Raw genomic sequence first — 25,680 nt, 5'->3', positions numbered from 1 at the left:
AAACGAGTGACGCCCGAGTGTTCTCGCAGATGTTTTGCGTGGACAAGGGCGCGCGTTGTACCATATAGACGTATATGTGTACATATGAAAGGGGCCCCGTGGCCAAGACGGTATATTCCGATAATCAAAACAATGTCGATGCTTTGGCTGAGCGCCTGAGCAGCCAGACGTCGCTTTCTGCTGAGCGTGCCAAGCTGGTTGCCTACGACCTGCTTTGCCGTAAGGCGCTCAAGATTAAGTCGAGTGCGCTGGCGCAGATTTTCCGCTCCGTCGATAAGGAATGCGACACCAAGGCGATGCGCGATGAGCTTATCGCGGCAAATATCGTGACCAAGATTGAGGGTAGCGGCATTAACGGGCGTCCGGCGTTCTATACCATCAATGCCGAGATTCGCGATGTTCAGGAACAGCTTGCCGAGGCTGCCGAAGAGGTCGTCGAGGACGTTGTCGAGGTGCCTGCTGAGGCGGCAATAGCTCCGCGCGAGCATGTCGATACCGACGAGCTGCTTGACGAGAACGTCGTTCGCGCCTTTACGGCCAAGGCGGGACGCGGCGGTTTTGGCGGGGGTGGCAAGCGCGATGCGCAGCGCCGCGCCCAGCAGGAGCGCTTCCGCCGCGCCGTAGCTCAAAAGGGTGAGACGGATGTCGAGGCCGTCGAGGAAAAGCCCGTCGGGATGCGGGAGCCGACTCGCACTCAAGAGCATGCTGAGATCCAGGAGCCCAAGCGTCGCCGCGGTGCGCATTTTAGGGCCGAGCAGCAGGATGTTGCGCTCGAGGCCGAAGAGACTGCCGAGGTTGCGGACGATTCCGAGAAGCCGGCCAAGAAGGCCTCAGACTCGTGTCGTCCCGGTCGCGGCTTTGCAGGTCGCGCGTACCCCATAAAGCGCCAGGAGAAGGTTAATCAGGTTCCGGAGGTGCGGGCCGAGAAGGCCGTGAAGCCTGCCGAGTCGGAAGTTCGTGAACAGAAGCCTGTTGATGAGCAGGTTGCGTCCGATACGGAGACCCAGGGCCAGCAGTCTACTGATGAGCAGACGGAGCAGGGCGCATCGAGCAAGCCTCGCCGCCGTCGCCATCGTGGGGGCCGCAGTTCCCATGCCGAGACTGCAACCGAGAAGATCACGCCGCGGGACGAGGATGTGAAGGCCGAGGTTTCTGCGGGGCAGCCTAAGCGCCAGCCAGCGAAGGAGAGCAAGTCCGATCGTCCGCAGAGGCAGGCGTCTATGCCGAAGCGCGAGCGCAATTCCCAAGGCGATTCTAAGCGCAAGTCTCAGAAGAAGCCGGAGTCTGCCGCAGTAGATACTGCTGCCCAGCAGCCCGAGTCGGCAGCCCACGGCGAGGTCTCGGCGTTTGCTCTTGCCCGCGTTTTAGGCAGGCAGCTGCTCAAAGTTGTCCCTACGCCTATGGCGCTCTCTAAGATCAAGGAGCAGCAGACACAGATCGTAAAGGTCGAGGGCAAGGACGGCAAAAAGGCTCCGCAGCGCGCTCAGCACAACGAGATGTCCAACCGCAAGATTGCCGAGGAGATTGCGACCATCCAGGCTTGGATTGAGCAGAATCGTGGTGCCGACACGCCGGTCGCTTCGCGTCGCCAGCGTGCCTACCAGATCTTTAACGACGAGAAGGCCTTTGACGGTAAGCACGGTGAGCGCCTGATTAAGCGCATGGCCGAAAAGGGCATCAGCATGCAGGCGATTAAGGTTGCCCCCAACCGCCCCGTGCACTTTACGGGTTTCTTTACGCTGGGCGCCGACAAGCCGTTCATTATGGTCGAGAACCTGGACACCTACGACGAGATCGTCAAGCTGCTGCGTGGCCGCAAGCACGCCAAGCTCTTTGGCATCAAGGTGGGCGGCGTGATTTTTGGCGGCGGATGCAAGGCGAGCGTCTCGCATGCCCTGGACGATTATCTGGCCGAGATCGGCTATCGCTTTAACTACGTCTACTACGTGGGCGATATCGATCGCGAGGGCGCGCGCATCGTCGAGCAGACTCGCAATGCCAATGTGGTTGAGATTCGCCTGCATGCCGGCATGTACCGCGCCATGCTCGCCGAGCATAAGCGTCGCGTGAAGGCCGGCGGCGAGTGCGAGCCCGCGGCTGCCAACCAGGGCGTGCCGCAGAACCTGGCGGCCACGATCAAAGACCTGCCCATGGTTACGCGCGTGCAGTTCCGCAACGTGCTGCGCGAAGGCGGGCGCATTCCACAGGAGATCCTGATGACCGCTGACTATCGGGATGGCGACTCGGGAAGCTTCGACCGCATGCTGAATAATTAGTTCCGCCGTTCTACCGAACGGCGGTCCTCTCGACGCTGCGAGGGTCCCTGGCACGGCAATCTGACGTTCAACTTCGGCGGCGCGACCAGAAGGTCAGCGCCGCCTTGTTTCACGTCACCTTGCCATACCAGGGCCCCTCTCGCTGTCACGTCCAAAACATCGAGGTCACGTGGCCTTCTTTGCGTGCGGAACTCGCGACAAACTTAATGCCCGGCCCGTCGGGGCCACACGCCATTTTGTAGATTACGGCTCGCTTTTCGGAACGGGGCTGATATTTGATGCGGGGAGCTTATGGCTGATATGGGACGGTGGGATTCCGCGTCCGCCTTTTCGGCGGCCGCGTCCCGCTGCGTCGCTTCGCTCCTTGCGTGCTGCGCTGGAAAACGCTTCGCGTTTCCTCAGCTCCGCACCCTTGCGGGTTCGAATCCCTCCGTTTGCTCACAAGAAAGCGCCCTGGGCTGATGAAAGCTCAGGGCGCTCAGTTACCTTGGCTGGGACGGAGGGATTCGAACCCCCAACAGCCGGCACCAAAAACCGGAGTTCTACCGTTGAACTACGTCCCAATGTGTGGTGTTGCCCAAAAGCAACTCGTCTAGTTTACCTAATCTGCGAGGGCATCGCAAACGCCATCGAGCAGGCGTACGGCGAGCGTCTGCGCGTCGCTGGCCGTGAAGGTGCCGTTGTAGCGCGTCATGCCCGTGAGCTCAATGCGAATGCGAGCCGGCTTCTGCTGCGCGGCGACATTGGCGGTGCGGATGCGCTGGGCCAGGTTGTGGCACTCGGCGAGGGCAATCGTGGCGCGCGGTGCGGCGTCGGCGGGCAGCTCGTCGCTTGCGATTTCGAGCACCAGGTCAACGTCGGTTGGGACCTCGGAGTCGCAGAGCATCATGCCGCTGTTGTCGGTCGTTGCCGTGGCGATATTCCACATGCGCGACGCAACGCTGCGTGCGATGGGGTCCTCGCCGATAACGGCAATCTGAAAGCGCTCAAGCACATTGGCGGCACGGGCAAAACCGATACGCGACTCGGCCTCGGTGACCGAGGGCTTACCCTCCCACACATGGTGCAGGCGGTTGATGTAGGCGTAGGTGTCCTGGAAGGCCATGCCGTCGGCAAACAGACCGACATTTTCCTGGAACTGCTGCAGGGCGGCCTCGGTATGCGGGCCAAAGTAGCCGTCGTCCTCGCCGCAGGCAAAGCCCAAAACGTTCAGAGCGCGCTGCAGGGCCTGCACATCGGCGCCATGGAAATTGGGCATGCGCAGATAGAGGGTGCGGTCGCCCAGCTTATACGAGGCGTCTACCAGGGCGCTCCAGCAGGGGATATCGACGGCGCTGCCGGCGGCAAGGCCGCTATCGAGCCTAAAGGTGCCAACAGCCTGCTCGGTGGTGGTGCCAAAGCGCTTGTCGGCGACCTCGGCGTCGTCGATTGTATAGCCGAGCTGCAGAAGGCGGGACTGGACGTCCTCGACGGCTGCTCCCTGCATGCCCGTAGTAATAGGTTCCATGAACGAACCCCTTTCGGCGTACCATTCGTACTATTTGAGCGTGTGTCGGATAGACAACGCAAAGGGATGCATAAACATGCACTCAACAGTGTAGCAAGTTGTACCCAAATACGCTGCTGACAGGTTTTATAACCCCCGCTAGTTAAGGCGCTCCACAAAGAAATCTGCCATGGAGAGGAATAGCTCGCGTGCATGCGGGTCGAGCTCGACGCCTTCGATGGCGGCCTTGGCCTTAGCGGTCAGGTCCAGCGCGTAGGTGTGGGCGTAATCGATGGAGCCGGTCTCCTGGAAGATCTCCACGGCGCGTGCGAGCTGCGCGGGATCATCGGTGCCCGAGGAAAGAATCGCCTCGACCTCGTTGTGGTGGCGCTCATCAGAGAGGGCGTGTACGGCGACGAGCGTACGCTTGCCCTCGGTGATGTCGGTACGGAAGTCCTTATTGGCGGTTTCCTTGGTGCCAACAAGGTTGAGCAGGTCGTCCTGGATTTGGAAGGCAAGACCGGTGTGCAGGCCAAAGGTGCGCAGCGCCTCGATTTGCTCATCGCTGCCGCCGCCAATAATGGCTCCGGCGGCAAGTGGCGTCGCTCCGCTGTAAAACGCGGTCTTGTGCGTCGCCATGTCCAGGTAGTCATCAACCGAGATATCAAAGCGCTCATCACGGACCCAACCCAGGTCGAGCGCTTGGCCCTCGATGGTGCGGACGATCATCTCGGTAAGCTCGTGGAGCACACGCACCTTCACGTCGGACTCCAGCGTGGGGTCGTCGAGAACCGTCTTGGTGACCATGGTGAGCGCTAGGTCGCCACAATTGATGGCAAGGCCCGTGCCCTCGGTAAGGTGCATGCAGGGCTTGCCTCGACGAAGCTGTCCGTTGTCGGCGATGTCGTCGTGGATCAGCGCGCCCGACTGGAAATGCTCGATGGCTGCCGCGGTGCTGCGGGCGCTCTCAAAGCTACCGCCCACTGCGGTTGCGGCGAGCATGCAGATAAGCGGGCGGTGGCGCTTGCCGGCGTTTGCCGTAAATGTCGAGAGCGGGGTATACAGGTAGCGCTCGATATCGGCGGAAGTCGCCTGTCCGTCAAAGAACGTGGCCAGATAGTCGTTAATCTGGTCAAAGTGCTGGGCTAAAAAGCTGGTAAACGGACTAGACACGGGTTCTCGCATTCTTTCTGAGGTTGCATCGTTGCATTATGCAGACAACATATTGCCACATTGGGGCGTCGAGCGCGGCGGTTGAAGACGATTGGGCCATGTGGCCGCGCATGTGGTAGGGGCTCGGCTAGATAAGCCCAAAGTGTTCGAGCGCGGTGACGACGCCGTCGTGGTCGATGCTGTCGGTTACATAGTTGGCCTTTTCCTTGAGGAAGTCCGGCGCGTTGCCCATGGCGATACCGACATCGACGGCGTTCATCAGCGAGATGTCATTGCTGGCATCACCGATGCCATACACCGTTCCATGGTTGGGGTCGAGAGCGTCGAGTACGGACTGGATACCCTCGCGCTTGGTGCATTCGCGAGGCGAAATCTCGGTCACTTCGAGCTCGAGCTCGTTAAAGCAGAGCAGCGGCTCAAACGCTTGATCCTGAGCGATGCGGTTGGCAAGCGACGTAGACATTAAGATCTTGTAGGCGCTGTAATGTTGCAGCTGCGTAATTGCATCGCCCACGGTGCGGGCGTATCCGGGGGCGTCGGGCGCATCGGCACTCATGCGAACGACGCCATTGAGTCCCTCAAAACGAATCACTTCGTCCGATTGCTCAAGAATGGGAGCAAGGCGCTGCAGCATGCCGGGCGTCATCGCCAAATCGCGAATCACGTGTCCCTCAAGTTCGACATAGCCACCCGCGAGGCAGACGATGCCGGTCCAGGGCAGCTCGAGCAGCTTTGGATGGATGCAGCTCAGCGTGCGCCCTGTGCAGATAAACGCCATATTGTCCTTGGCGACAAAATCACGGATGGCTTGCGAGACCGCTTCATTGGGATAGGGGGAGAGGTCTCGCTCGCCCTCGGGAAGCTCTTGTGCCACTCGAGGGTCTTGCCAGGCGAGTGTTCCGTCGATATCGAAGAAGCAGATATCGCCGCGCTTATGGGCTGCGCTGGCGGCAGGGGAGGCCGAGGTGGTGGGCACAAATCCCGGCTCGAGGCCCATGATCTGGTCAAAATGCTCTTTAACGCGGGGAACGGAGATGCCGATAATCACCTGGGCGGTCTTGCCCGTAATGATGAGGCCCTTGGCGCCCACCGCGACAAACGACGCATTATCTGCAACGATGGAAGGGTCTGCGACCTCGACGCGCAGGCGCGTGGCGCAGTTGGTTGCGCCCACGATATTGCCAACGCCACCTAAAAGCTGAATTACCCGCTCAGCGAGGACGTGATCTTGATCGGATTGAATACTGACCTCGCCATTGGGAGATTGCTCTTTGACAAAGCCGCTTCCCGTTAAACGATCGATTGCCGCGCGATTGGAGGCATGATCCTCGCGGCCCGGCGTCTTAAGGTCATAGACCAAGATGAGTGCTCGAAAACTAACAAAAAAGATGAGGCTAAAGGCAAGACCGATACCGAGCGCCAAAAGGTAGGAGCTGGCATGCATTCGCATGAGTGGGATGAAGTTGAAGGCCGTCATTTCCATGAGACCGCCCGAGAAGATGCCGACGATGCCAAAGAAGTTCATGGTCATGGCAAGGCAGGAGGATAGGACGGCGTAGAGCAAAAAGAGTCCAGGATAGGTGAACATAAAGAGAAACTCGAGCGGCTCGGTGACACCGCAGACCACCGAGGCGACGATGGCGGGCAAAAGGATGACCTTAAGGCCGGCGCGGCGTTCGGGTTTGGCGGTGAAATAGAATGCTGCCGCGATGGCGGGAAGGCCAAAGAGCTTGCCCCAGCCGGTGGCGGTAAAACCTGCCCAGGGCGCAAGTTCATTTAAAGGGCGCGTGCTATGGGAGAGAATGGGGAGCAGGTTGGTCCACGTGGCGTAAATACCGTCGTGAATGACCAGATTGTCGTAATAGATGGGCATATAGAGCAGGTGGTGCAGCCCCATGGGCTCGAGTGCTCGCTCCAAAAACACAAAGATGCCCACGCCGAAGGGGCCGACGCCCGCAAGTGCGTGGCGCAGCGTTTCGGTTACAGCGTATGCGAAGGGCACGATGGCGGCCGAGATGGCGGCAAGGGCAAACACGGCAAAAAAGCTGATGAGGTAGACCAGCGAGGAACCCGAGAAGGTGCCGAGCCAATCGGGAACCTTGGCATCGTAGAAGCGGTCATGGATGGCGACGACGGTTGCCGATACCGCCAGCGGGCCGATAATGCCGGTGTCGAGCGTCTTGATGCCGTCGATGACGGTGATACCGCTGGCGGGGGTCAAAGATGATGGGTACTTAAGCCCAAGGTTGTCTCCGCTCAGCTTAATGATCTCGCTCAAAAAGAAGCAATAGGCAAAATAGGCCACAAGCGCCTCGAGGCAGCAGCGTGCCGGTTGCTTTTGGGCAAGACCGATAGGCAACGCTACGGCAAAAAGGAGCGGGAGACGTTTAAAGACCGTCCACGAGCCGCGCTGGATGATGGTCCAGAAAACGTACCAAGGGGTTCCGTATACGGCGAGGTCACCGACGATGTCTACGGTCGTGGCGAGGGCGGAGATGCCGACCATGAGGCCTGATATAGAAAACAGCATGGCGGGCGCGAACATGGCTCCGCCAAAACGTTGGATTTTCTGCAGCATAATATGCCTTCCGGATGCAACATGCTGTGCGAGCAAGAACGTTTAAACAATGAACTCATTGTAGAGGACTGGCTGCTTGCCGCATTGACGGTTTTGATTCGAATCGATTGGAGCATCACGGGCGCCGTTGACAGTTAATAATCGGTGCTTTGCCGATAGACGGTTTAAACAACCCAAAGAAATGCTATCGTGCCTAGCCATACATATTAATTAGAGGTGAAACAATGCCAAAAGCGATATACGAAGGAATCTACCGAGAAATACGCTCGCGCATCATTAATGGGACCTATGCGTTTCAGGAGATGCTGCCAACCGAAGCTGAGTTGACCGCGGAGTTCGGATGTACTCGCAATACTGTCCGTCGCGCCTTGGGTATGCTGGCCGACGGGATGTTTGTGCAGCCCATACACGGCAAGGGCGTGCGCGTTATTTGGCTTAAGGGCGAAACCGACATGTTGGGCGCACTCGAAGAGGTTGAGTCGTTTGGCGAGTTCGCAAAACGCAACAATGCCGTCGCATCGACCGAGGTCAAGTCTTTTGAACATTTGATTTGCACGGAGCAACTTTCTCGTCGCCTGGGCTTTAAGGTGGGCGAGGAGCTGATTCGTGTAGTGCGTGTCCGAAGCCTCAACGGCAGTGCTCGCCAGGTGGACCACGGCTACTTTTTGGAGTCGATCGCCAAGGGCCTGACGCCCGAGGTCGCCGAGAAGTCTATCTACGACTATCTGGAGCACAAGCGCGGCATCAAAGTGATGGCGAGCCGCCGTACGGTGAGTGTCGAGCTCGCCAACGATGAGGACTGCAGCTACTTGGACCTTGGCAAATACAACTGTGTCGCCGTCATGGAGAGCCAGTCGTACACCTCGGACGGCATCTTGTTCGAGGTCACGCATGCCCGCACGCATCCCGAGATCTTCCACTACCGCGTCAACTCCAAGCGATAGCCGGCTAGCTCGCAGCCTGACGAGACTCATGCCCTCAAAGCGAAAACGCCCGGTCAAACCGACAATGCATCGGCTTGACCGGGCGTTTTCGCTGCATTCGATAATAAATAATTGTTTATACAAAACTTGTCAAGTATCAAGTCGAAATTACCGTTCACCGAAGTTTTTCTACCGCTCTAGTAATACTTGTTCAAACAACTAGCCAAATAGCGTATTGTACAAATCAGCAAAAGGGGCAAAGTCCCCGAGCCAATCTCCGAAGGCGGCGGCAAAGGGTGCCGCCACGGTGTGAAAGGGTGGATTGTAATGAAGAACGAAATGAGCAGAAGGCAGTTCCTGGGCTTTGCTGGTTCCGCGGCTGCGGTTCTTGGTCTGGGCCTCGTGGGCTGCGGTGGTTCTGCCGGCTCTGGCTCCTCTGCTTCTGGTGACGCTGCCGAGGTCTACTTCCTCCAGTTCAAGCCCGAGGTCGACAAGGAGTGGAAGGAGATCGCCAAGGCGTACAAGAAGGAGAAGGGCGTCGAGGTCAAGATCGTGACCGCCGCCTCCAACACCTACGAGGAGAAGCTCAAGTCCGAGATGTCCAAGAGCTCCGCTCCGACGCTGTTCCAGGTCAACGGCCCCACCGGTCTTAAGAACTGGAAGGATTACTGCGCCGATCTGTCCGACACCAAGCTCCGCGGCGAGCTCATCGACGACTCCCTGGCTCTGCAGTCCGACGGCAAGGATCTGGGTATCGACTGGGTTCAGGAGAGCTACGGCATCATCTACAACAAGGAGCTCCTCGAGAAGGCTGGCTACAAGGCCGAGGACATCAACTCCTTCGACAAGCTGAAGGCTTGCGCCGATGACATCCAGGCCCGCAAGGACGAGCTCGGCGTTGACGGTGCCTTCACTTCCGCCGGCATGGATGACTCCTCCAGCTGGCGCTACACCACCCACCTCGCCAACCTCCCGCTCTACTACGAGTTCGAGAAGGAGCACAACCAGGAGGACGACGAGATCAAGGGCGAGTATCTCGACAACTTTAAGCAGATCTTCGACCTGTACATCACCGACTCCACCTGCGATCCTTCGCAGCTCGCCTCCAAGACCGGTGACGACGCCACTAACGAGTTCGCAACCGGCAAGGCCGTCTTCTACCAGAACGGCTCTTGGGCCTACGCCGACCTCACCAAGGCCGGTATGACCGACGACCAGCTCGGCATGCTGCCGATCTACATCGGCGTCGACGGCGAGGAGAACCAGGGCCTGTGCTCCGGCGGCGAGAACTACTGGTGCGTCAGCTCCCAGGCTTCCGAGGATGCCCAGAAGGCCACCGAGGACTTCATGTATTGGTGCGTCACTTCTGACACCGCCACCAGCATCATCGCTGACAAGATGGGTCTGACCGCCCCGTTCAAGAGCGCTAAGGAGACCACCAACGTCTTCTCGCAGCAGGCCGTTGCTATGGCCAAGGATGGCAAGAAGACCGTTGCTTGGGACTTCGTTTACATCCCCTCTGAGGAGTGGAAGAAGAACCTCAAGCAGGCTCTCATCGCTTATGCTGCCGACAACACCAAGTGGGACGGCGTCAAGAATGCCTTCGTCGATGGCTGGAAGACCGAGAAGGCTGCTTCCGAGTAAGCAGTTGCTGCCCAAGCTATCTGATTAGCGACAGGGGGCGGGCAGACGTAGGTTTGCCCGCCCCCTGCATATTGAAAGGACCCTTCTATGGGCAAAGCACTCAAGCGCTGGTGGCCGCTCTTTATGCTGCCCACGTGCCTGGCGTTTATGATCGGGTTCGTGATTCCCTTTATCCAGGGTTTCTATCTCTCGTTCTGCCAGTTTATTACCATCAATAACGCGCACTTTGTCGGTATCGAGAACTACGTGCGCGCACTGACCGACCCGCAGTTCTCCACGTCGTTCTTCTTTACCGTGGCGTTTGCCTTCCTGTCGACGGTGCTCATCAACGTGATCGCGCTGGCCATTGCGCAGGCGCTCACCCGCAAGGCGCTCAAGGGCACCAACATCTTCCGTACGATTTTCTTTATGCCTAACCTGATCGGCGGCATTGTGCTGGGTTACATTTGGCAGATTCTGATCAACTGCCTGCTCTCCAACGTGGGTGCCCAGCTTATCGCCCTCAACTCCGCCGCTGGCTTCTGGGGCCTTATCATCCTGACCCTGTGGCAACAGGTCGGCTACATGATGATCATCTACATCGCCGGTCTGCAGTCCATCCCGTCTGACTACATCGAGGCCGCCAAGGTCGATGGCGCTACGGCATGGCAGACGTTTTGGAAGGTTAAGATCCCCAACCTGATGCCGACCATCACCATCTGCCTGTTCCTGTCCATCACCAACGGCTTTAAGCTGTTCGACCAGAACCTCGCCCTTACCGGTGGCGCCCCGGCGCACTCCACCGAGATGCTCGCCCTGAACATCTACAACACGTTCTATTCGCGTGCTGGCATCGCATGGCAGGGCATCGGTCAGGCCAAGGCAGTTATCTTCTGCATCCTGGTTGTCGCTATTTCTATGATCCAGCTTAAGGCCACGAGGTCCAAGGAGGTGCAGCAGTAATGAAACGCGATAAGGCTATCAACCGCGCGCTCTCGATCTTCTTTACGATCCTGTCGCTCGCATGGATCTACCCCGTGTTCATGATTGCGCTCAATTCCTTTAAGAAAGCGACCGCAATCAGCACCACCACGGCGTTCGATCTGCTCACGCCCGAGACGTTCAACGGCCTCGCAAACTACGTGCACGCTCTGAACGAGCAGGGCTTTGCCTCGGCATTTATGTATTCGCTCATCATCACGGTCACGTCGGTCGTGCTGATCTTGGTGTGCTGCTCCATGTGCGCTTGGTACGTGGTGCGCGTCAACAGCAAGATCTCGAACTTCTTCTATTACCTGTTCGTCTTCTCGATGGTCGTGCCCTTCCAGATGCTCATGTTCACGCTGTCCAACCTCGCGGACCGCATCGGCTTTAACACGCCGTTTAACATCTGCTTCATCTACCTTGGTTTTGGCGCGGGCCTCGCGGTCTTTATGTTCGCCGGCTTTGTAAAGAACATCCCGCTCGAGATCGAAGAGGCGGCCATGATCGACGGCTGCAACCCGGTCCAGGTGTTCTTTAAGATCGTCCTTCCCATTATGAAGCCCACCTATCTTTCGGTCGGTATCCTTGAGACCATGTGGGTCTGGAACGACTATCTGCTGCCCTACCTTACGCTCGACTCCACCAAGTACAAGACCATTCCTATCTTGATCCAGTACTTCCGTGGCGGCTATGGCCACGTCGAGCTCGGCCCCATGATGGCATGCATCATGATGGTCGTCATCCCCATCGTCATCATGTACATCTTCTGCCAGAAGTACATCATTGACGGCGTTGTGGCAGGTGCCGTCAAGGGCTGATGCCGTAACTGTTTTGCAAGTTTTGGCGGCGCCCCTCAGCGCGGCGCCGCGTATCGAAAGGTAAAGACATGGCCGAGATCGTTCTCAAACATGTTCAGAAGGTGTATCCCAACAACGAGTCAAAAAAGAAGGGCTTCTTTGGCAAAAAGAAGAAGACCGAGGAGAAGAAGCACAACCTTAAGGTTACCGAGGACGGTGTGCTTGCTGTAGAGGACTTCAACCTCACCGTTCACGACCAGGAGTTCATCGTCCTCGTTGGCCCCTCTGGCTGCGGTAAGTCCACGACGATGCGCATGATCGCCGGCCTGGAGGACATCACCTCGGGCGATGTGCTCATCGATGGCAAGCGCGTCAACGACGTCGCTCCCAAGGACCGCGACATCGCCATGGTGTTCCAGAGCTATGCTCTGTATCCCAATATGACGGTGTACGAGAACATGGCGTTTACGCTCGAGCTCAAGAAAGTCCCCAAGGACGAGATCGACCGCAAGGTCCGCTCCGCTGCCGAGATCCTGGGTATTACCGAGTACCTCGACCGTAAGCCCAAGGCGCTTTCGGGCGGTCAGCGTCAGCGCGTCGCCATCGGCCGAGCCATCGTGCGTGACCCCAAGGTCTTCCTGATGGACGAGCCGCTGTCCAACCTGGACGCCAAGTTGCGTAACCAGATGCGCGCCGAGCTCATTAAGCTGCGTCACGAGATCAAGGGTACCTTCATCTACGTTACCCACGACCAGACCGAGGCTATGACCCTCGGCGACCGTATCGTGGTCATGAAGGACGGCGTCGTCCAGCAGATCGCCACGCCGCAGGAGGTCTTCAACCATCCCGCGAACATCTTCGTCGCCGGCTTCATCGGCGTGCCGCAGATGAACTTCTTCGATGCCCAGCTGGTGCGCTCGGGCAACGGCTTTACCGTCAAGACCGAGGATATGAACGTGGCGCTCGCCCCCGAGACTTGCGCACGGCTTGCCCTCAACTGGGACGGCGGCGACGTGAAGGAGATTACGGCCGGCGTGCGTCCCGAGCAGATCCTGCTTGCCGACAAGGGCGAGGAGGGTGCGCTCCAGGGCACCGTCGAGGTGACCGAGCTCATGGGCTCGACCGAGCATGTCCACGTGACCGCTCCCGACGGCCAGTTTGTCCTGATTATCCCCGTCGTCGACCTCGAGGCCAAGGGCGCGCTCAAGGCGGGCGACCCCATCTGGTTCAAGTTCGAGAAGAACGCGACCCACCTCTTCGATAAGGTCTCTGGCAAGAACCTTATCTAGGCCCGGTGCATCCAGACCCTCCCTTTGGGCGACTGCGGTATTGCCATCCTTTTGCCGCGGTCACATATAAGGCTTCCCTCCCGTCCACTGGGCGAGAGGGGAGCCTTTCTTTGTGTTGGGGCTGTCTGGCCGGTCGTTTGTCTCGATCTGTAACAGGTGGGGCCGATTTCGGACGTTAGATGTTACAGATCGAGACGGTTCCGCTGAGCTAACCATTTCATCTAAATCTGTAACACCAAAGACGAATTTCAGCTGCTAGATGTTACAGATTGAGATATTGCTGCGGGACGATTCCGTTTGTCTCGATCTGTAACAGGAAGAACCAATTTTAGGTGCCAGATGTTACAGATTGAGATGAACTCAGATGGACGGTTTTGATTGTCTCGTTCTGTAACGGGCGGTGCCAATTCTGCTGGCTAGTTGTTACAGATCGAGATTGTTAGGCAGAGTCGGGTCACAGGGTAACGTGCGGGCACAAAAAACGGAGCCGTGTTGCCACGACTCCGTTTCTCAAGAGGATGGGTAAGGGGAATGAGCTAGCTCAGGTGCCAGATCTCGTCGTTGTACTGGGAGATCGTACGGTCGGACGAGAAGGTGCCGGCGTTGGCGATATTGATGAGCGCCTTGCGCATCCAAGCGTCCTGGTCCTCGTAGTCGGCCAGCACGCGCTCCTTGGTCTGGATGTACTCCTCAATGTCGAGTAGGGCCATGAACCAGTCCTTGCCCTTGATGTCGTCGTGCAGACGCTGCAGGCGCTCCGCGTTGCCGGTCGCCATAAAGGCGGGGTTGGTGATGAAGTCCACCAGCAGTTTGATGCCGGGCTTGCGGTAGAGTGCGCCGGCATCGTAGGTGCCGTCGGCGTAGAGCTGCTCGACCTGCTTGGACGAGGCGCCAAAGGTGTAGATGTTCTCGTCGCCCACGAGCTCGGCAATCTCCACGTTGGCACCGTCGAGCGTGCACAGGGTTAGGGCGCCGTTGAGCATGAACTTCATGTTGGAGGTGCCGCTTGCCTCCTTGGAGGCCAGGCTGATCTGCTCGGAGATGTCAGCGGCGGGGATCACGCGCTCGGCGGCGGTGACGTTATAGTTCTCGATCATGACAACCTGCAGGTAGGGCGCCACGTCGGGGTCGTTTGCAATCCACTGCGACAGCGTCAGGATCAGGTGAATGATGTCCTGGGCGATGGTGTAGGCAGGTGCCGCCTTGCCGCCAAAGATGATGGTGACGGGGTGAGCGGGCTTGTTGCCGTTCTTGATGTCGAGATACTTCCAGATGATGTAGAGCGCGAGCATCTGCTGGCGCTTATACTCGTGGATGCGCTTGACCTGAACATCGATGATGGCGTTGGAGGGAATGGTCACGCCCTGCTCGAGCGCCATGAACTGGCGCATGATGCTCTTGGCCTCGACTTTGGTGGCAGCCAGGCGCTCAAGAACGTCCTTGTCGTCGGCGAATTCGGCGAGCTTGCTCAGATCGCCGGTGCTGCGCCAATCGGTGCCGATCACATCGTCGAGCAGGCTGGCGAGCGCGGGGTTGGCACCATGGATCCAGCGGCGGAAGGTGATGCCGTTGGTCTTGTTGGAGAACTTCTCGGGATAGATCTCGTAGAACGGATGAAGCTCGGTGTCCTCAAGTATCTTGGTGTGGAGGGCGGCTACGCCGTTGATGGAGAAGCCAAAGTGGATGTCCATGTGGGCCATGTGGACGGTGTCGTATTCGTCGATGACGGCGACGCGCGGGTCATCGTGCTCGGCCTTCGCGATCTCATCGAGCTTGACGATAATGTCGGCGATGGCAGGGGAGACCTTCTGCAGGCTGACGAGCGGCCACTTCTCGAGCGCCTCGGCAAGAATCGTGTGGTTAGTGTAGGCGACCATGGAGCGTACGATGGTCACGGCCTCGTCAAACTCGATGCCATGCTCGGTGGTGAGCAAGCGAATGAGCTCGGGGATGACCATGGTGGGGTGCGTGTCGTTAATTTGGACCACGGCGTAGTCGGCCAGATCGTGCAGGTTGCTGCCGCGCTCGATGGCCTCGTCGATTAGGAGCTGGGCGGCGTTGCTCACCATGAAGTATTCCTGGTAGATGCGAAGCAGGCGGCCCTGCTCGTCGGAATCGTCGGGGTAGAGGAACAAGGTGAGGTTTTTGGCGATCTCGGTCTTGTCGAAGTCGATGGAGCTGCCGGGGACCAGGCCGTCGTCGACGCTCGCCAGGTCGAACAGGCGCAGACGGTTCTTGGTGGGCTGGCCGTAACCGGGCACGTCGATGTTGACGAGCTTGGAGGTAACGGCAAAATCGCCGAACTCGACGGTGTAGGAGCGGTCGTCGTCGACTAGGATGTCCTGCTCACCGAGCCACTCGTCGGGGACGGCCTTCTGCTGGTTGTCGACAAAGCGCTGACGGAACAGGCCGTAGTGATAGTTGAGGCCCACGCCATCGCCGGTCAAGCCCAGCGTGGCGATGGAATCCAGGAAGCATGCGGCCAGGCGGCCCAGGCCGCCGTTGCCGAGCGACGGCTCGACCTCGAACTCCTCGATCTTGTTGAGGTCGTGGCCTGCGGCGGTGAGCTGGTCCTTAACCTCGTCGTAGATGCCGAGGTCGATCATGTTGTTGATGAGCAGCTTGCCGATCAAAAATTCGGCGGAAATGTAATAGAGCTTTTTCTTGCCGTTGTTGAGCGGGCAGGCGGCGGAGCGCTCCTGCACGAGTTTGACCAGCAGCTTGTAAATGCGACGGTCGTCGAGCTGCTCGAGCGAGGTGCCAAAAGACTGCTCGGCGAGTTCCATGAGGTTAATTTGGGGCATGTTTCCTCCTGTAATGGGTTGATTACATGTCTGCAATTCATAAGAATCCCGCGCGAGGGGATTGGGGTGGCCTCGCGCGGGTAAGCAAGCGCGTCCGCACGGTGGGGAGGGGTCGGGCGCGGTAGCTCCTATTGAGGAAGCTCGATTTCGGCTTCCGACGGGATGCGGAAGTAGGTCTCGGTCCAGTCGGTGAGTTTGTGCTCGAGCTCGCGGGTGATGGCGCCGTCGAGCATGCGCCAGGTCCAGTTGCCGCCCAGCGTGGCAGGGGTGTTGATGCGCGCCTCGTTGCTCAAGTTGAGCAGGTCCTGCATGGTGTAGATGCACGTGTCGCTCACGCTGGCTGCGATGGTTCGGTTGAGCGCGTCGGAGATGGGTTCGCCGGCCTGCTGATGGGTGTACAGGGCTGTCTGCTCGCGCTGACGCGGGGTAGCCGTTCCTTCAAACCAGCCGCGTGCCGTCTCGTTGTCGTGAGTGCCCACGTAGGCGACGGTGTTGGCAATGTAGTTGTGCGGCAGGTAGTACGAGTTGGTGCCCTCAAAGGCAAACTGCAGGATCTTCATGCCGGGGAAGCCCGAGTTGTCGCGCATATCGATGACGCCGGGGGTGAGGAAGCCCAGGTCCTCGGCGATGATGGGCAGCGTGCCGAGCTTTTCCTCGAGTGTCTTGAAGAGCTTGAGGCCGGGACCCTGCGTCCACGAACCGTAGGACGAATCAGGCGAGGAGAACGGCACCTCCCAATAGGCCTCGAAGCCGCGGAAGTGATCCAGGCGGATGACGTCGTACATGTCGAGGGCGGCGCGAATGCGGCCCTCCCACCAGGAGAAGCCGTCGGCCTCCATGGCGTCCCAGTCGTAGATGGGGTTGCCCCAGTACTGGCCGGTGGCCGAGAACTGGTCGGGCGGCGTGCCGGCGACGCTCACGGGATTGCCGGCGGCGTCGATCTTAAAGAGCTCAGGTGTCGCCCACATCTCGACGGAGTCACGCGAGACATAGATGGGCAGGTCGCCGATGATGAGAATGTCGCGCTCGTTGGCATAGGCCTTGAGGCGGCTCCACTGGCGATCGAAGAAGTACTGCGTCATCTGGTGGTAGAGCATACGCGCCGGATGGTCGGCGCAGACCTTGGCGGAAGCCTCGCCGCGGGTGCGGAGCTCCGCGGGCCACTCCCAAAACGCCTTGAGACCGCACTCCTCTTTGACGGTCATGAACTCACAGTAGGGGATGAGCCAGTCCTCGTTGGCCTGGATAAAGTCATCGAAATCGGCCGGCTTGTCGGCAGCAAAGCGCTCGGCGGCGCGGTCGAGAATCTGACGGCGGCCGCCAAAGATAGCACCGTAGTCGACATTGCTGGGGTCGGATCCCAGATACACGCCATCGATATCGCGCTGCTCCAGATACCCTGCCTCGATAAGCTCGGCAAAGTCGATAAAGTTGGGGTTGCCTGCGCGGGCCGAGAACGACTGATAAGGCGAATCGCCATAGCTGGTCGTCGTAAGGGGCAGAATCTGCCAGTAATGTTGTTTGCACGAGGCGAGAAAATCGACGAAGTCGTAGGCATTCCAGCCAAAGCCGCCGATTCCGTATGGTCCGGGCAGAGATGAGACGGGCATGAGGACGCCGCTTGCACGCTCCATGAATGCGCTCACCAACCTTCTTGTTGTGGGGTCGGCCTGCCGATGGGTGTGCAGTCCGCCTCCGATGTTCTGATTCGATACGCCTATTGTAAAACATGTTGTTTAAACATGTACAGGCAAGATAAAAAAGTTGGTCGATTTTCGGCGAATGGCTACATGCCATGAAAAAAGCCCCGACCTCACAACGTGAGATCGGGGCAAGAACGGTATGTAGGTTTTTGCTACTCGGCGTCGGCGAAGCCGTTGGGGTTGTGGCTCTGCCAGTTCCAGCTATCGCGGCACATGTCCGCGATGTCGTACTGGGCCTTCCAGCCCATCATGCGCTCGGCCTTGGAGGCATCGCACCAGTTGGCAGCGATGTCGCCGGCGCGGCGCTCGCGGATCACGTAGGGCAGCTCCTTGCCACAAGCCTTGGAGAAGGCGGCGACGACCTCGAGTACCGAGGTGCCGGTGCCGGTACCCAGGTTAAAGATCTCGACGCCGGTCTTGCCGTTCATCCAGTTAAGGGCGGCAACGTGACCAGAGGCCAGATCGCACACGTGGATGTAGTCGCGCACGCCGGTGCCGTCGGGGGTGGGGTAGTCGTTGCCAAAGACCTGAACGGCCTCGAGCTTGCCCACGGCGACCTGGGCGACATAGGGCACCAGGTTGTTGGGGGTGCCCTTGGGGTCCTCGCCGATCAGGCCCGACGGATGAGCGCCGATGGGGTTGAAGTAACGGAGCAGCACGACGTCCCACTCGGGGTCGGCGGTGTGGACGTCCATAAGGATCTGCTCGATCATCCACTTGGTCCAGCCATAGGGGTTGGTTGCGGGCTTCTTGGGATCTTCCTCGGTGACGGGCGGGTTGTCCGGGTCGCCGTAGACGGTCGAGGAGCTCGAGAAGATGATGGACTTGCAGCCATGGTTGCGCATGACGTCGATGAGCACCAGGGTGTTCTCGATGTTGTTGTGGTAGTACTCGACGGGCTTGCTCACCGACTCGCCGACGGCCTTAAAGCCGGCAAAGTGGATGACACGGTCGATCTGATGGGTATCGAAGATCTTGTTCATCGCATCGCGGTCGAGCACGTTGGCCTCGTAGAAGGTGAGGTTCTTGGCGGCCTCGTCGCCCACGATGGTCTTGACGCGGTCGACGGCGACGGCGCTGGAGTTGGAGAGATCATCGACGATGACGACCTGGTAGCCACCCTCGAGCAGCTGAACGACGGTGTGCGAGCCGATAAAGCCGGCGCCACCGGTAACGAGGACGCAGGTGCCTTTGGGGTCGAGTGCTTTGGACATGTAGTCTCCTATCGAATCAGGAACACTTCTAGAGGGGAGTATAGCGCAGGTGGGGACGCCCAAATGGTGCACTGTAGGAAAAGCAGAGGATTATGTTAACGTACTCATATAAGAGCTTGCTCAATTGTTACCTCAAATTTGACAATTGCTTACGAGCCGCCGACCTTGTAGTTTCCTGCCGTTCGTGGAAATCGTTGGGACGCGCCATATGTACGCTAATATGTATGAGTTGAGCGACATATAAATAAGCATGTAACGGAGTACATATGTCACCAAACAGCGATTCCATCCTTTCCCAGGAGCTCTCGCGCCGCACTGCCCTTAAGGCCCTGTTCGGCGCCGCTTCTGCGGCAGTTCTTTTTGGCCTGCCCACTCGCGCCCATGCGGCGGAGGCTTCCAAAGAAACCACCGATAAATTGAATGCCGCCCAGGCCCAGCTCGACGAGGTTCAGGCCCAGCTCGACAGCATCGCAAATGAATACGCGGCGCTGGCCAACAAGAATGCCCAGACCCTCAACGACATCGAGAATGTCCAGGGCAAGATTGACGACACGCAGGCCCAGATCGATGAAAAGAAGGCCGAGCTCAAGAAGAAGCGCAACGACCTTTCCGATCGCGTGGCCGCCAGCTACAAGTCCGGCGGCACGAACATCCTGTCGCTGCTGCTGGCCTCTGGCTCGTTTGAGGAACTCGTCGCCAACGCGCATTACGTTGAGAAGATTAACAAGAGCGACCGCGATGCCATCGAGGATATCCAGACGATTCAGGCTGAGCTCGACGCACAGAAGACCGAGCTCGAAGCACAAAAGGCCGACTTGGAGAAGCTCAAGGACCAGCAGACGGCTCAGATGCAGGATATGCAGGCCAAGCAGCAAGAAGTCCAGACCGTGCTGAACGGTCTTTCCGACGACGTCAAGGAGCTCATGGCTCAGCGCGATTCCGAGATCCTCGCTGCCGCCCAGGCCGAGGAGGCTGCCAGGAAGGCCGCCGCCGCTGCCGCCGCCGCGAACAAGAACAATTCCTACTCGGGCGGTTCGAGCTCGGGTGGCGGATCGTATGCTCCCGGAACTCCGCAGCAGAATGCCGGATCGGGCAAGCAGCAGGCCGTCGTCAACGCGTGCTACTCCACGCCTTCCCCGGGTCAGAACTGGTGCGCAGCGTGGGTTACCAACGTCTTCCGCAACGCCGGCGTTGGCTACTTTGGCGGTAACGCGTGCGATATGTTTAACGCCTGGTGCTATAGCTCCGACCGCTCGGCGCTGCAGGTGGGCATGATCGTGGCCGACTCCTCGCACAGCGGCACGGGTGCTCCGGGTCTTATCTACGGTCATGTGGGTATCTACGTTGGCGGCGGCATCGTTATGAGCAACGAGGGTGCCATTACGTCTAAGTCGCTTGACTCGTTTATTAGCTTCTATGGCACTGGCTCTGGCGTGCGTTGGGGCTGGCTTGGCGGCGTGGTGCTGTCGTAACTGCGGTTTGAAGTAAGTTGGTCCGTGGCTGCCCGAAAGGCATTAGGTTGCCTGCTTGGACAGTCCTGCTCGCACGGAGAGCACATTAAGTGCTCTCCGGCTCGTGCGGAACTTGCGATCAACCTAATGTCTTTCGGGCAGCTATGGACCTCTCGGGTCCAATACGTCACATACCGGACTGGTTTATCTGAATAAATATGGCGAAGGCCCCTTTCGGGGCCTTCTTTGTTAGAGGAATTCGCCTACTCGGTGAACTTCGGGTTCTAGGTCTACTCCGAATTGGTCTTTGACGGTTGTTTGGATGTGGCGGATGAGTTCGTCGACATCGGCGGCGGTGGCGTGGTCGGCGTTGACGATGAAACCGCAGTGCTTCTCGCTTACCTGCGCACCGCCGACGGCATGGCCGCGCAGGCCGGCGTCCATGATGAGCTTGCCGGCAAAGTAGCCCTCGGGGCGCTTGAAGGTGGAGCCGGCGCTCGGCATGTCGAGCGGCTGCTTGTCCTCGCGGCGCTGGCGGTAGTCGTCCATGTCGGCCTTGATCATCGCGGCGTTGCCCGGGGCGAGATTGAAGGTGGCCGAAAGAACGATGAAGCCGTCGTCGGCAATGCGGCTCTTGCGATAGCCCAGGTTGAGCTCATCGACATCGAACTCGATGATGTTGCCGCTGCCGCGGGTGCCGTCGTCGAACATGCGGGCGGGCTTGTAGACACGCACAGACTCCAGCACATCGGCCATGCAGGCACCATAGGCACCGGCGTTCATGTAGCAGGCGCCGCCGACCGATCCGGGGATGCCCGAGATGGGCTCCATGCCGGTGAGGCCGGCCTCGGCTGCTGCCGCGGCGACATCGGAAAGCAGGGCGCCGGCTGCCGCCGTGACGTGCGTGCCGTCGACCGTAATGTCGGAGAGGCCCTCGCCCAGCGCCACGACGACGCCGCGGATGCCCTTGTCTCCGACGAGCAGGTCCGAGCCGTTGCCCACGATGGTGAGCGGCAGATCACAGCGATAGCAGGTGTCAAGCGTGGCGACGAGGCCCTGCTCGGTATCGGGCGTGACAAAGACATCGGCCGGGCCACCGATCTTAAACGTGGTGTGCTCGCGCATGGGCTCGCTCATCAACACGTTGTCCTCGCCGGCAACGCCAGCGAGCGCGCACAGCAGGTCCTCGTTAAAAAAGTCGTTCTCGTGCATACGAATATCCGCCTTTTGGTGGTCGTTCTCATCAATCGATTGCAATATACCCCACCCGGATGTATTTGGTGCGCTGGCGGCGATAAAACTGCCGTCCACCGGATTGATAAAGTGTTTATCATCGAGGTAGAGGGGCAGTCGCTATACTTTCAAGAGATTGCGCGTAAACCCGGAAGGAGCGAGATGGCCAACAAAGTCACCCTCAAGCAGATTGCCCAAGAGGTGGGGCTTTCCCCTTCGTCGGTCTCGCTTGTTCTCAATAATCGGCCCTGTCGCATCTCGGAAGAAAACCGCAAACTCATCAAGGAGGTTGCGGCGCGCAATCACTATGTTCCCAACCAGATCGCGCGCAGCCTGGTCATGCGCGAGTCGCGCACCCTGGGCCTTATCGTCCCCAACATCGAGAGCCGCTTTTTCGCCTCGCTCGCCGGCAGCTTGGAAAAGCGCTGCCGCGAGGACGGCTACGCGCTCTTTATTACCAGCTCGGGCGGAAGCGCCGATGACGATCTGGAGCTGCTGCGCCAGCTGGTGACGCGCGGCGTTGATGGCGTCTTCCTGGTGGTAGGTGACGAGTTCTCCGACGACCGCGCCCTGCGCGAAGAAGTCAGCCACCTGCCCATCCCGGCTGTAATGGTCGACCGTGCCATTGAGGGGCTCGAGTGCGACAAGGTGATGTTTGACCACGAGATGGGTGGCTACATGGCTACCCGATATCTGATTGAGCAGGGCCACCGTCGCATCGCCTGCCTGGTTAACGCGCGTCGCTCCAATACGGGCCGCAAGCGACTTGCCGGCTATGAACGCGCGCTGCGCGAGGTTGGCCTGCCCATCGACGCGCGCTTGGAGTTCGAGAGCGAGTACTACATTCCGAGTGCCTACGAGGCCTCGGAGGCGGTGCTCGCAACCGATGCCACCGCCGTGTTCGCAAGTTCGGACAACATCGCCCTCGGTTTGCTCAAGCGCTTGCACGAGATGGGGAAGAGCATCCCGGGCGATATCTCGGTGGTGAGCTATGACAACTCGGCTGCCGACGTTCTCTTTGAGCCGGCGCTGACCGCGATCGAGCAGGATCCGGGCGTGCTTGCCGAGCATGCCTTTGGTTGCATGTCCAAACGTCTTGCCGGCAAGGGCGGCAGGCGTGCCGAAGAAGTGGTTCTGGAGCCTGCTCTCATTGTGAAGGGCAGCGTTCTAGAACTTACTAAATACAACTAAACATGTTTATCAATTCGAGAAGATCGAATGTGGAGCATCTGTGACAGGCAATGCCGCAGGTGAATGTTGCGTTTTGCCAATTGGCGTGTTTGATAGAGATGGTAAAACGTTTTTTCACCATGATAAAACGTTTTAGCAAATATACTAGTCCCAACGAATGGTTGCCGTATCGGAGGGTGACCGCGCAGCGAAGGGACATAAACAATGGCTAAAACACTGGGGACGCCGTGGCAAAAGCTGGGGCACGAGGTGCCGGCTTCCGAGCTCGAGGGTGTCGATCTGTATTGGCGCGCTTCGAACTACCTGTCCGTCGGTCAGATCTACCTTCGCTCCAACCCGCTGATGCGCGCTGACTTTGTCGACGATAAGACTGGCGAGGCGCGCGACTTCGGTCGTCCGGACGTCAAGCATCGCCTGGTTGGTCACTGGGGCACCACGCCCGGCATCAACTTCCTGTTCGGCCACGTCAACCGCCTTATTGCCGATCACAACCAGAACGCCATTTTCTTGATGGGCCCGGGTCACGGTGGCCCCGCCGGCACCGCTCAGTCGCTGCTCGACGGTACTTACCGCGAGATCCGCCCCGACATCACCAATGACGAGGCCGGCCTGCAGAAGTTCTTCCGCCAGTTCTCCTATCCCGGCGGCATCCCGAGCCACTTTGCGCCCGAGACGCCCGGTTCCATCCACGAGGGCGGCGAGCTCGGCTACACGCTCAGCCACGCTTACGGTGCCGTCATGGACAACCCGAGCCTGCTGGCCGTGGCCGTGGTGGGCGACGGCGAGTCCGAGACCGGTCCGCTCGCGACTTCTTGGCAGTCCAACAAGCTCGTGAACCCGGCAACCGACGGTATCGTCCTGCCGATCCTGCACCTCAACGGCTACAAGATCGCCAACCCCACCATCCTCGCCCGCGTGTCCGACGAAGAGCTCATCAAGTTCTTTGAGGGTATGGGCTATAAGCCGCACTTCTTTATCGCCGGCTTTGACGACGAGAGCCACGCAAGCATCCATGAGCGCTTTGCCGCCCTGTTTGAGCAGGTCTTTGACGAGATTTGTGACATCAAGGCCACCGCGCAGGCCCAGGCTGCCGCGGGCGAGACCGTGGTCCGCCCGGCCTACCCCATGATTGTGTTCCGTACGCCCAAGGGTTGGACCTGCCCCAAGCAGATCGACGGCAAGAAGACCGAGGACTCCTGGCGCGCCCATCAGGTGCCGCTGGCAAGCGCCAAGGACACTCACGAGCACTTCCGCGTGCTGCGCGAGTGGCTGCGCTCCTACAAGCCCGAGGAGCTCTTTACGCCCGAGGGCCAGGTGCGCCCCGAGGTAACGGCCTTTATGCCGACCGGCGAGCTGCGTATTGGCGCCAACCCCAACGCGAACGGCGGCAAGGTGCGTCGCGAGCTCGAGCTGCCCGATATCCACGCCCACGAGATTCCCGTCGCCGAGAAGGGCCATGGTTGGGGCTCCACCGAGGCTGCCCGCGTCTTTGGTGAGTACACTGCCGACGTTCTGGCCAAGAACATGGACGACTTCCGCATCTTCGGTCCCGACGAGACCGCGTCCAACCGCCTGCAGGCCGCTTATAAGGTGACCAAGAAGCAGTGGGATGCCGGCTTCTACGAGGACGAGGCCAACGACGAGCTGCTCGCTGGCTCCGGCAAGGTTGTCGAGCAGCTGTCCGAGCACCAGTGCGAGGGCTTCCTCGAGGCCTATGTGCTCACCGGCCGCTCCGGCGTGTGGAGCTCCTACGAGAGCTTTGTCCATGTGGTCGACTCCATGGTCAACCAGCACTGCAAGTGGCTCGAGGCTACCAAGCGCGAGATTCCGTGGCGTGCCCCCATCAGCGGCCTCAACATTTTGCTGTCGAGCCATGTTTGGCGTCAGGACCACAACGGCTTCTCGCACCAGGATCCTGGCTTTATCGACCTGCTGCTCAACAAGGCCAACGACACGCATATCGTGAACGCTTACTATCCGGCCGACGCTAACATGGCTCTCGCCGTGGCCGAGCGCGTCTACCAGTCCACCGACTGCGTCAACGCCATCTTCTGCGGCAAGCAGCCCGCCCCGACCTTCCAGACGGTCGACGAGGCAAAGGCCGAGCTCGCCGAGGGCGTCGCAAATTGGGAGTGGGCATCGACCGCCGACTCGCTCGGCGAGGCCGACGTCGTGGTCGCCACGTGTGGCGACGTGCCGACGCTCGAGGCTCTGGCTGCAACCGATATGCTGCGCGAGCTGGGCATTAAGGTATGGTTCGTCAACGTGGTCGATCTGCTCAAGATTCAGAACGTCTGCGAGAACGACCAGGCTATAAGCGACGAGCGCTGGGCTGAGCTGTTTGGCTGCGGCGAGAAGCCCGTGCTCTTCGCGTTCCACGCCTATGCCGGCACGATTCGCCGCCTGATCTGGAACCGCCCCGGACACGACGCGTTCCGCGTCCACGGCTACGAGGAGAAGGGCTCCACGACCACGCCGTTCGACATGCTGCGCCTGAACAACATGGATCGTTGGGCCCTGGCCGCCGACGTGCTGCGCATGGTCGACGCCGATAAGTTTGCCGAGCAGATTGATGAGTGGGAGGCCTTCCGCACCGAGGCCTTTGAGTTCGCGTGCGACGAGGGCTTCGATCACCCGGCCTTTACCGACTGGGTCTGGCCCGACGCCGCTGCCGCAACCGCAGCCGACGGCGCGCTCTCCGCAACGCAGCTAACTGCCGGCGACAACGAATAGCATCCGGGACGGCCTCGCGCTGGGGCCGCCTCCGGGCGGGCGCCTTCCTCTGAGAAGTGGGCTTCGCGAACTTCTCAGAGGAAGGCGCCCGCCCGGAGGCGGCCCTCTCGACCGTTTCGATCTGCGGGGACTGATATTTTTTAATGTAATGGGGACTTGACTGTTGCTGCCTTGGAGACCGCGCACCTAACTATGGTCAGCCAAAATTACATTGCCGGGGCC

General features: G+C 59.4%; 16 protein-coding genes and 1 tRNA gene. 9 read left to right on the top strand and 8 right to left on the bottom strand.

The window, feature by feature from the left end:
• Positions 1-98 precede the first annotated feature (98 nt).
• The gene (locus DXD49_RS07950) at positions 99-2,276 is read left to right on the top strand and encodes a hypothetical protein (protein ID WP_117794679.1); all 2,178 of its coding nucleotides are present in this window, start codon (positions 99-101) and stop codon (positions 2,274-2,276) included.
• A 488-nt stretch (positions 2,277-2,764) separates the two neighbouring features.
• Here DXD49_RS07950 and DXD49_RS07945 read toward each other — a convergent pair.
• From DXD49_RS07945 to DXD49_RS09680, 4 genes are all read right to left on the bottom strand, one after another.
• A tRNA-Gln gene (locus DXD49_RS07945) sits at positions 2,765-2,839 on the bottom strand.
• Positions 2,840-2,877: 38 nt separating this feature from the next.
• Complete coding sequence (locus DXD49_RS07940) at positions 2,878-3,783, bottom strand: peptidoglycan-binding protein (RefSeq protein WP_199406666.1); 906 nt, start codon at positions 3,781-3,783, stop codon at positions 2,878-2,880.
• 138 nt (positions 3,784-3,921) lie between these two features.
• Positions 3,922-4,935 carry a polyprenyl synthetase family protein gene (locus DXD49_RS07935; protein WP_117794678.1) on the bottom strand — a complete coding sequence of 338 codons (1,014 nt, stop codon included), beginning with the start codon at positions 4,933-4,935 and terminating at the stop codon, positions 3,922-3,924.
• 127 nt (positions 4,936-5,062) lie between these two features.
• The gene (locus tag DXD49_RS09680) at positions 5,063-7,513 is read right to left on the bottom strand and encodes a PTS transporter subunit EIIC (protein ID WP_158564882.1); all 2,451 of its coding nucleotides are present in this window, start codon (positions 7,511-7,513) and stop codon (positions 5,063-5,065) included.
• Positions 7,514-7,737: 224 nt separating this feature from the next.
• Between DXD49_RS09680 and DXD49_RS07925 the strand changes: the two genes are divergently transcribed.
• The 5 genes from DXD49_RS07925 (at position 7,738) to DXD49_RS07905 (ending at position 13,129) form a co-directional block, all read left to right on the top strand.
• Complete coding sequence (locus tag DXD49_RS07925) at positions 7,738-8,457, top strand: GntR family transcriptional regulator (RefSeq protein WP_117743782.1); 720 nt, start codon at positions 7,738-7,740, stop codon at positions 8,455-8,457.
• Between the two features lie 306 nt (positions 8,458-8,763).
• Positions 8,764-10,080 (top strand): ABC transporter substrate-binding protein, encoded by a 1,317-nt coding sequence (locus DXD49_RS07920; protein WP_055252173.1) that lies wholly within the window; start codon positions 8,764-8,766, stop codon positions 10,078-10,080.
• 87 nt (positions 10,081-10,167) lie between these two features.
• A complete protein-coding gene (locus DXD49_RS07915; protein ID WP_099432301.1) occupies positions 10,168-11,022 on the top strand; it encodes a carbohydrate ABC transporter permease in 855 nt (284 codons plus the stop codon).
• On the top strand, positions 11,022-11,861 hold the full coding sequence (locus tag DXD49_RS07910; RefSeq protein WP_117584245.1) for a carbohydrate ABC transporter permease: 840 nt from the start codon (positions 11,022-11,024) through the stop codon (positions 11,859-11,861). Before DXD49_RS07915 ends, DXD49_RS07910 begins: the two co-directional genes overlap by 1 nt.
• A gap of 68 nt (positions 11,862-11,929) precedes the next feature.
• A complete protein-coding gene (locus DXD49_RS07905) occupies positions 11,930-13,129 on the top strand; it encodes an ABC transporter ATP-binding protein (protein ID WP_117794677.1) in 1,200 nt (399 codons plus the stop codon).
• Between the two features lie 536 nt (positions 13,130-13,665).
• Here DXD49_RS07905 and glgP read toward each other — a convergent pair.
• From glgP to galE, 3 genes are all read right to left on the bottom strand, one after another.
• Complete coding sequence (gene glgP / locus DXD49_RS07900; RefSeq protein ID WP_117794676.1) at positions 13,666-15,933, bottom strand: glycogen/starch/alpha-glucan family phosphorylase; 2,268 nt, start codon at positions 15,931-15,933, stop codon at positions 13,666-13,668.
• Positions 15,934-16,061: 128 nt separating this feature from the next.
• On the bottom strand, positions 16,062-17,579 hold the full coding sequence (gene malQ, locus DXD49_RS07895; protein WP_233541776.1) for a 4-alpha-glucanotransferase: 1,518 nt from the start codon (positions 17,577-17,579) through the stop codon (positions 16,062-16,064).
• 209 nt (positions 17,580-17,788) lie between these two features.
• Entirely contained in the window at positions 17,789-18,850 is a 1,062-nt protein-coding gene (gene galE / locus DXD49_RS07890; RefSeq protein WP_117794674.1) for a UDP-glucose 4-epimerase GalE, read from the bottom strand.
• Between the two features lie 266 nt (positions 18,851-19,116).
• Here galE and DXD49_RS07885 point away from each other — a divergent pair, with 266 nt between their 5' ends.
• Positions 19,117-20,322, top strand: coding sequence for a hypothetical protein (locus DXD49_RS07885; RefSeq protein ID WP_117794673.1), 1,206 nt, complete (start codon positions 19,117-19,119; stop codon positions 20,320-20,322).
• A gap of 228 nt (positions 20,323-20,550) precedes the next feature.
• Here DXD49_RS07885 and murB read toward each other — a convergent pair whose 3' ends face one another.
• Entirely contained in the window at positions 20,551-21,513 is a 963-nt protein-coding gene (murB, locus tag DXD49_RS07880; RefSeq protein WP_055252181.1) for a UDP-N-acetylmuramate dehydrogenase, read from the bottom strand.
• A gap of 183 nt (positions 21,514-21,696) precedes the next feature.
• Between murB and DXD49_RS07875 the strand changes: the two genes are divergently transcribed.
• Together DXD49_RS07875 and DXD49_RS07870 are read left to right on the top strand one after the other, a co-directional pair.
• Positions 21,697-22,725, top strand: a complete 1,029-nt coding sequence (locus DXD49_RS07875) for a LacI family DNA-binding transcriptional regulator (RefSeq protein WP_055252182.1) — start codon at positions 21,697-21,699, stop codon at positions 22,723-22,725.
• Positions 22,726-22,929: 204 nt separating this feature from the next.
• Positions 22,930-25,458, top strand: a complete 2,529-nt coding sequence (locus tag DXD49_RS07870; RefSeq protein WP_117794672.1) for a phosphoketolase — start codon at positions 22,930-22,932, stop codon at positions 25,456-25,458.
• Positions 25,459-25,680: the final 222 nt, after the last annotated feature.

The organism is Collinsella sp. TM05-38, from assembly GCF_003466445.1.
GTDB lineage: Bacteria > Actinomycetota > Coriobacteriia > Coriobacteriales > Coriobacteriaceae > Collinsella.
This window is presented reverse-complemented; position numbering and strand designations above follow the sequence as displayed.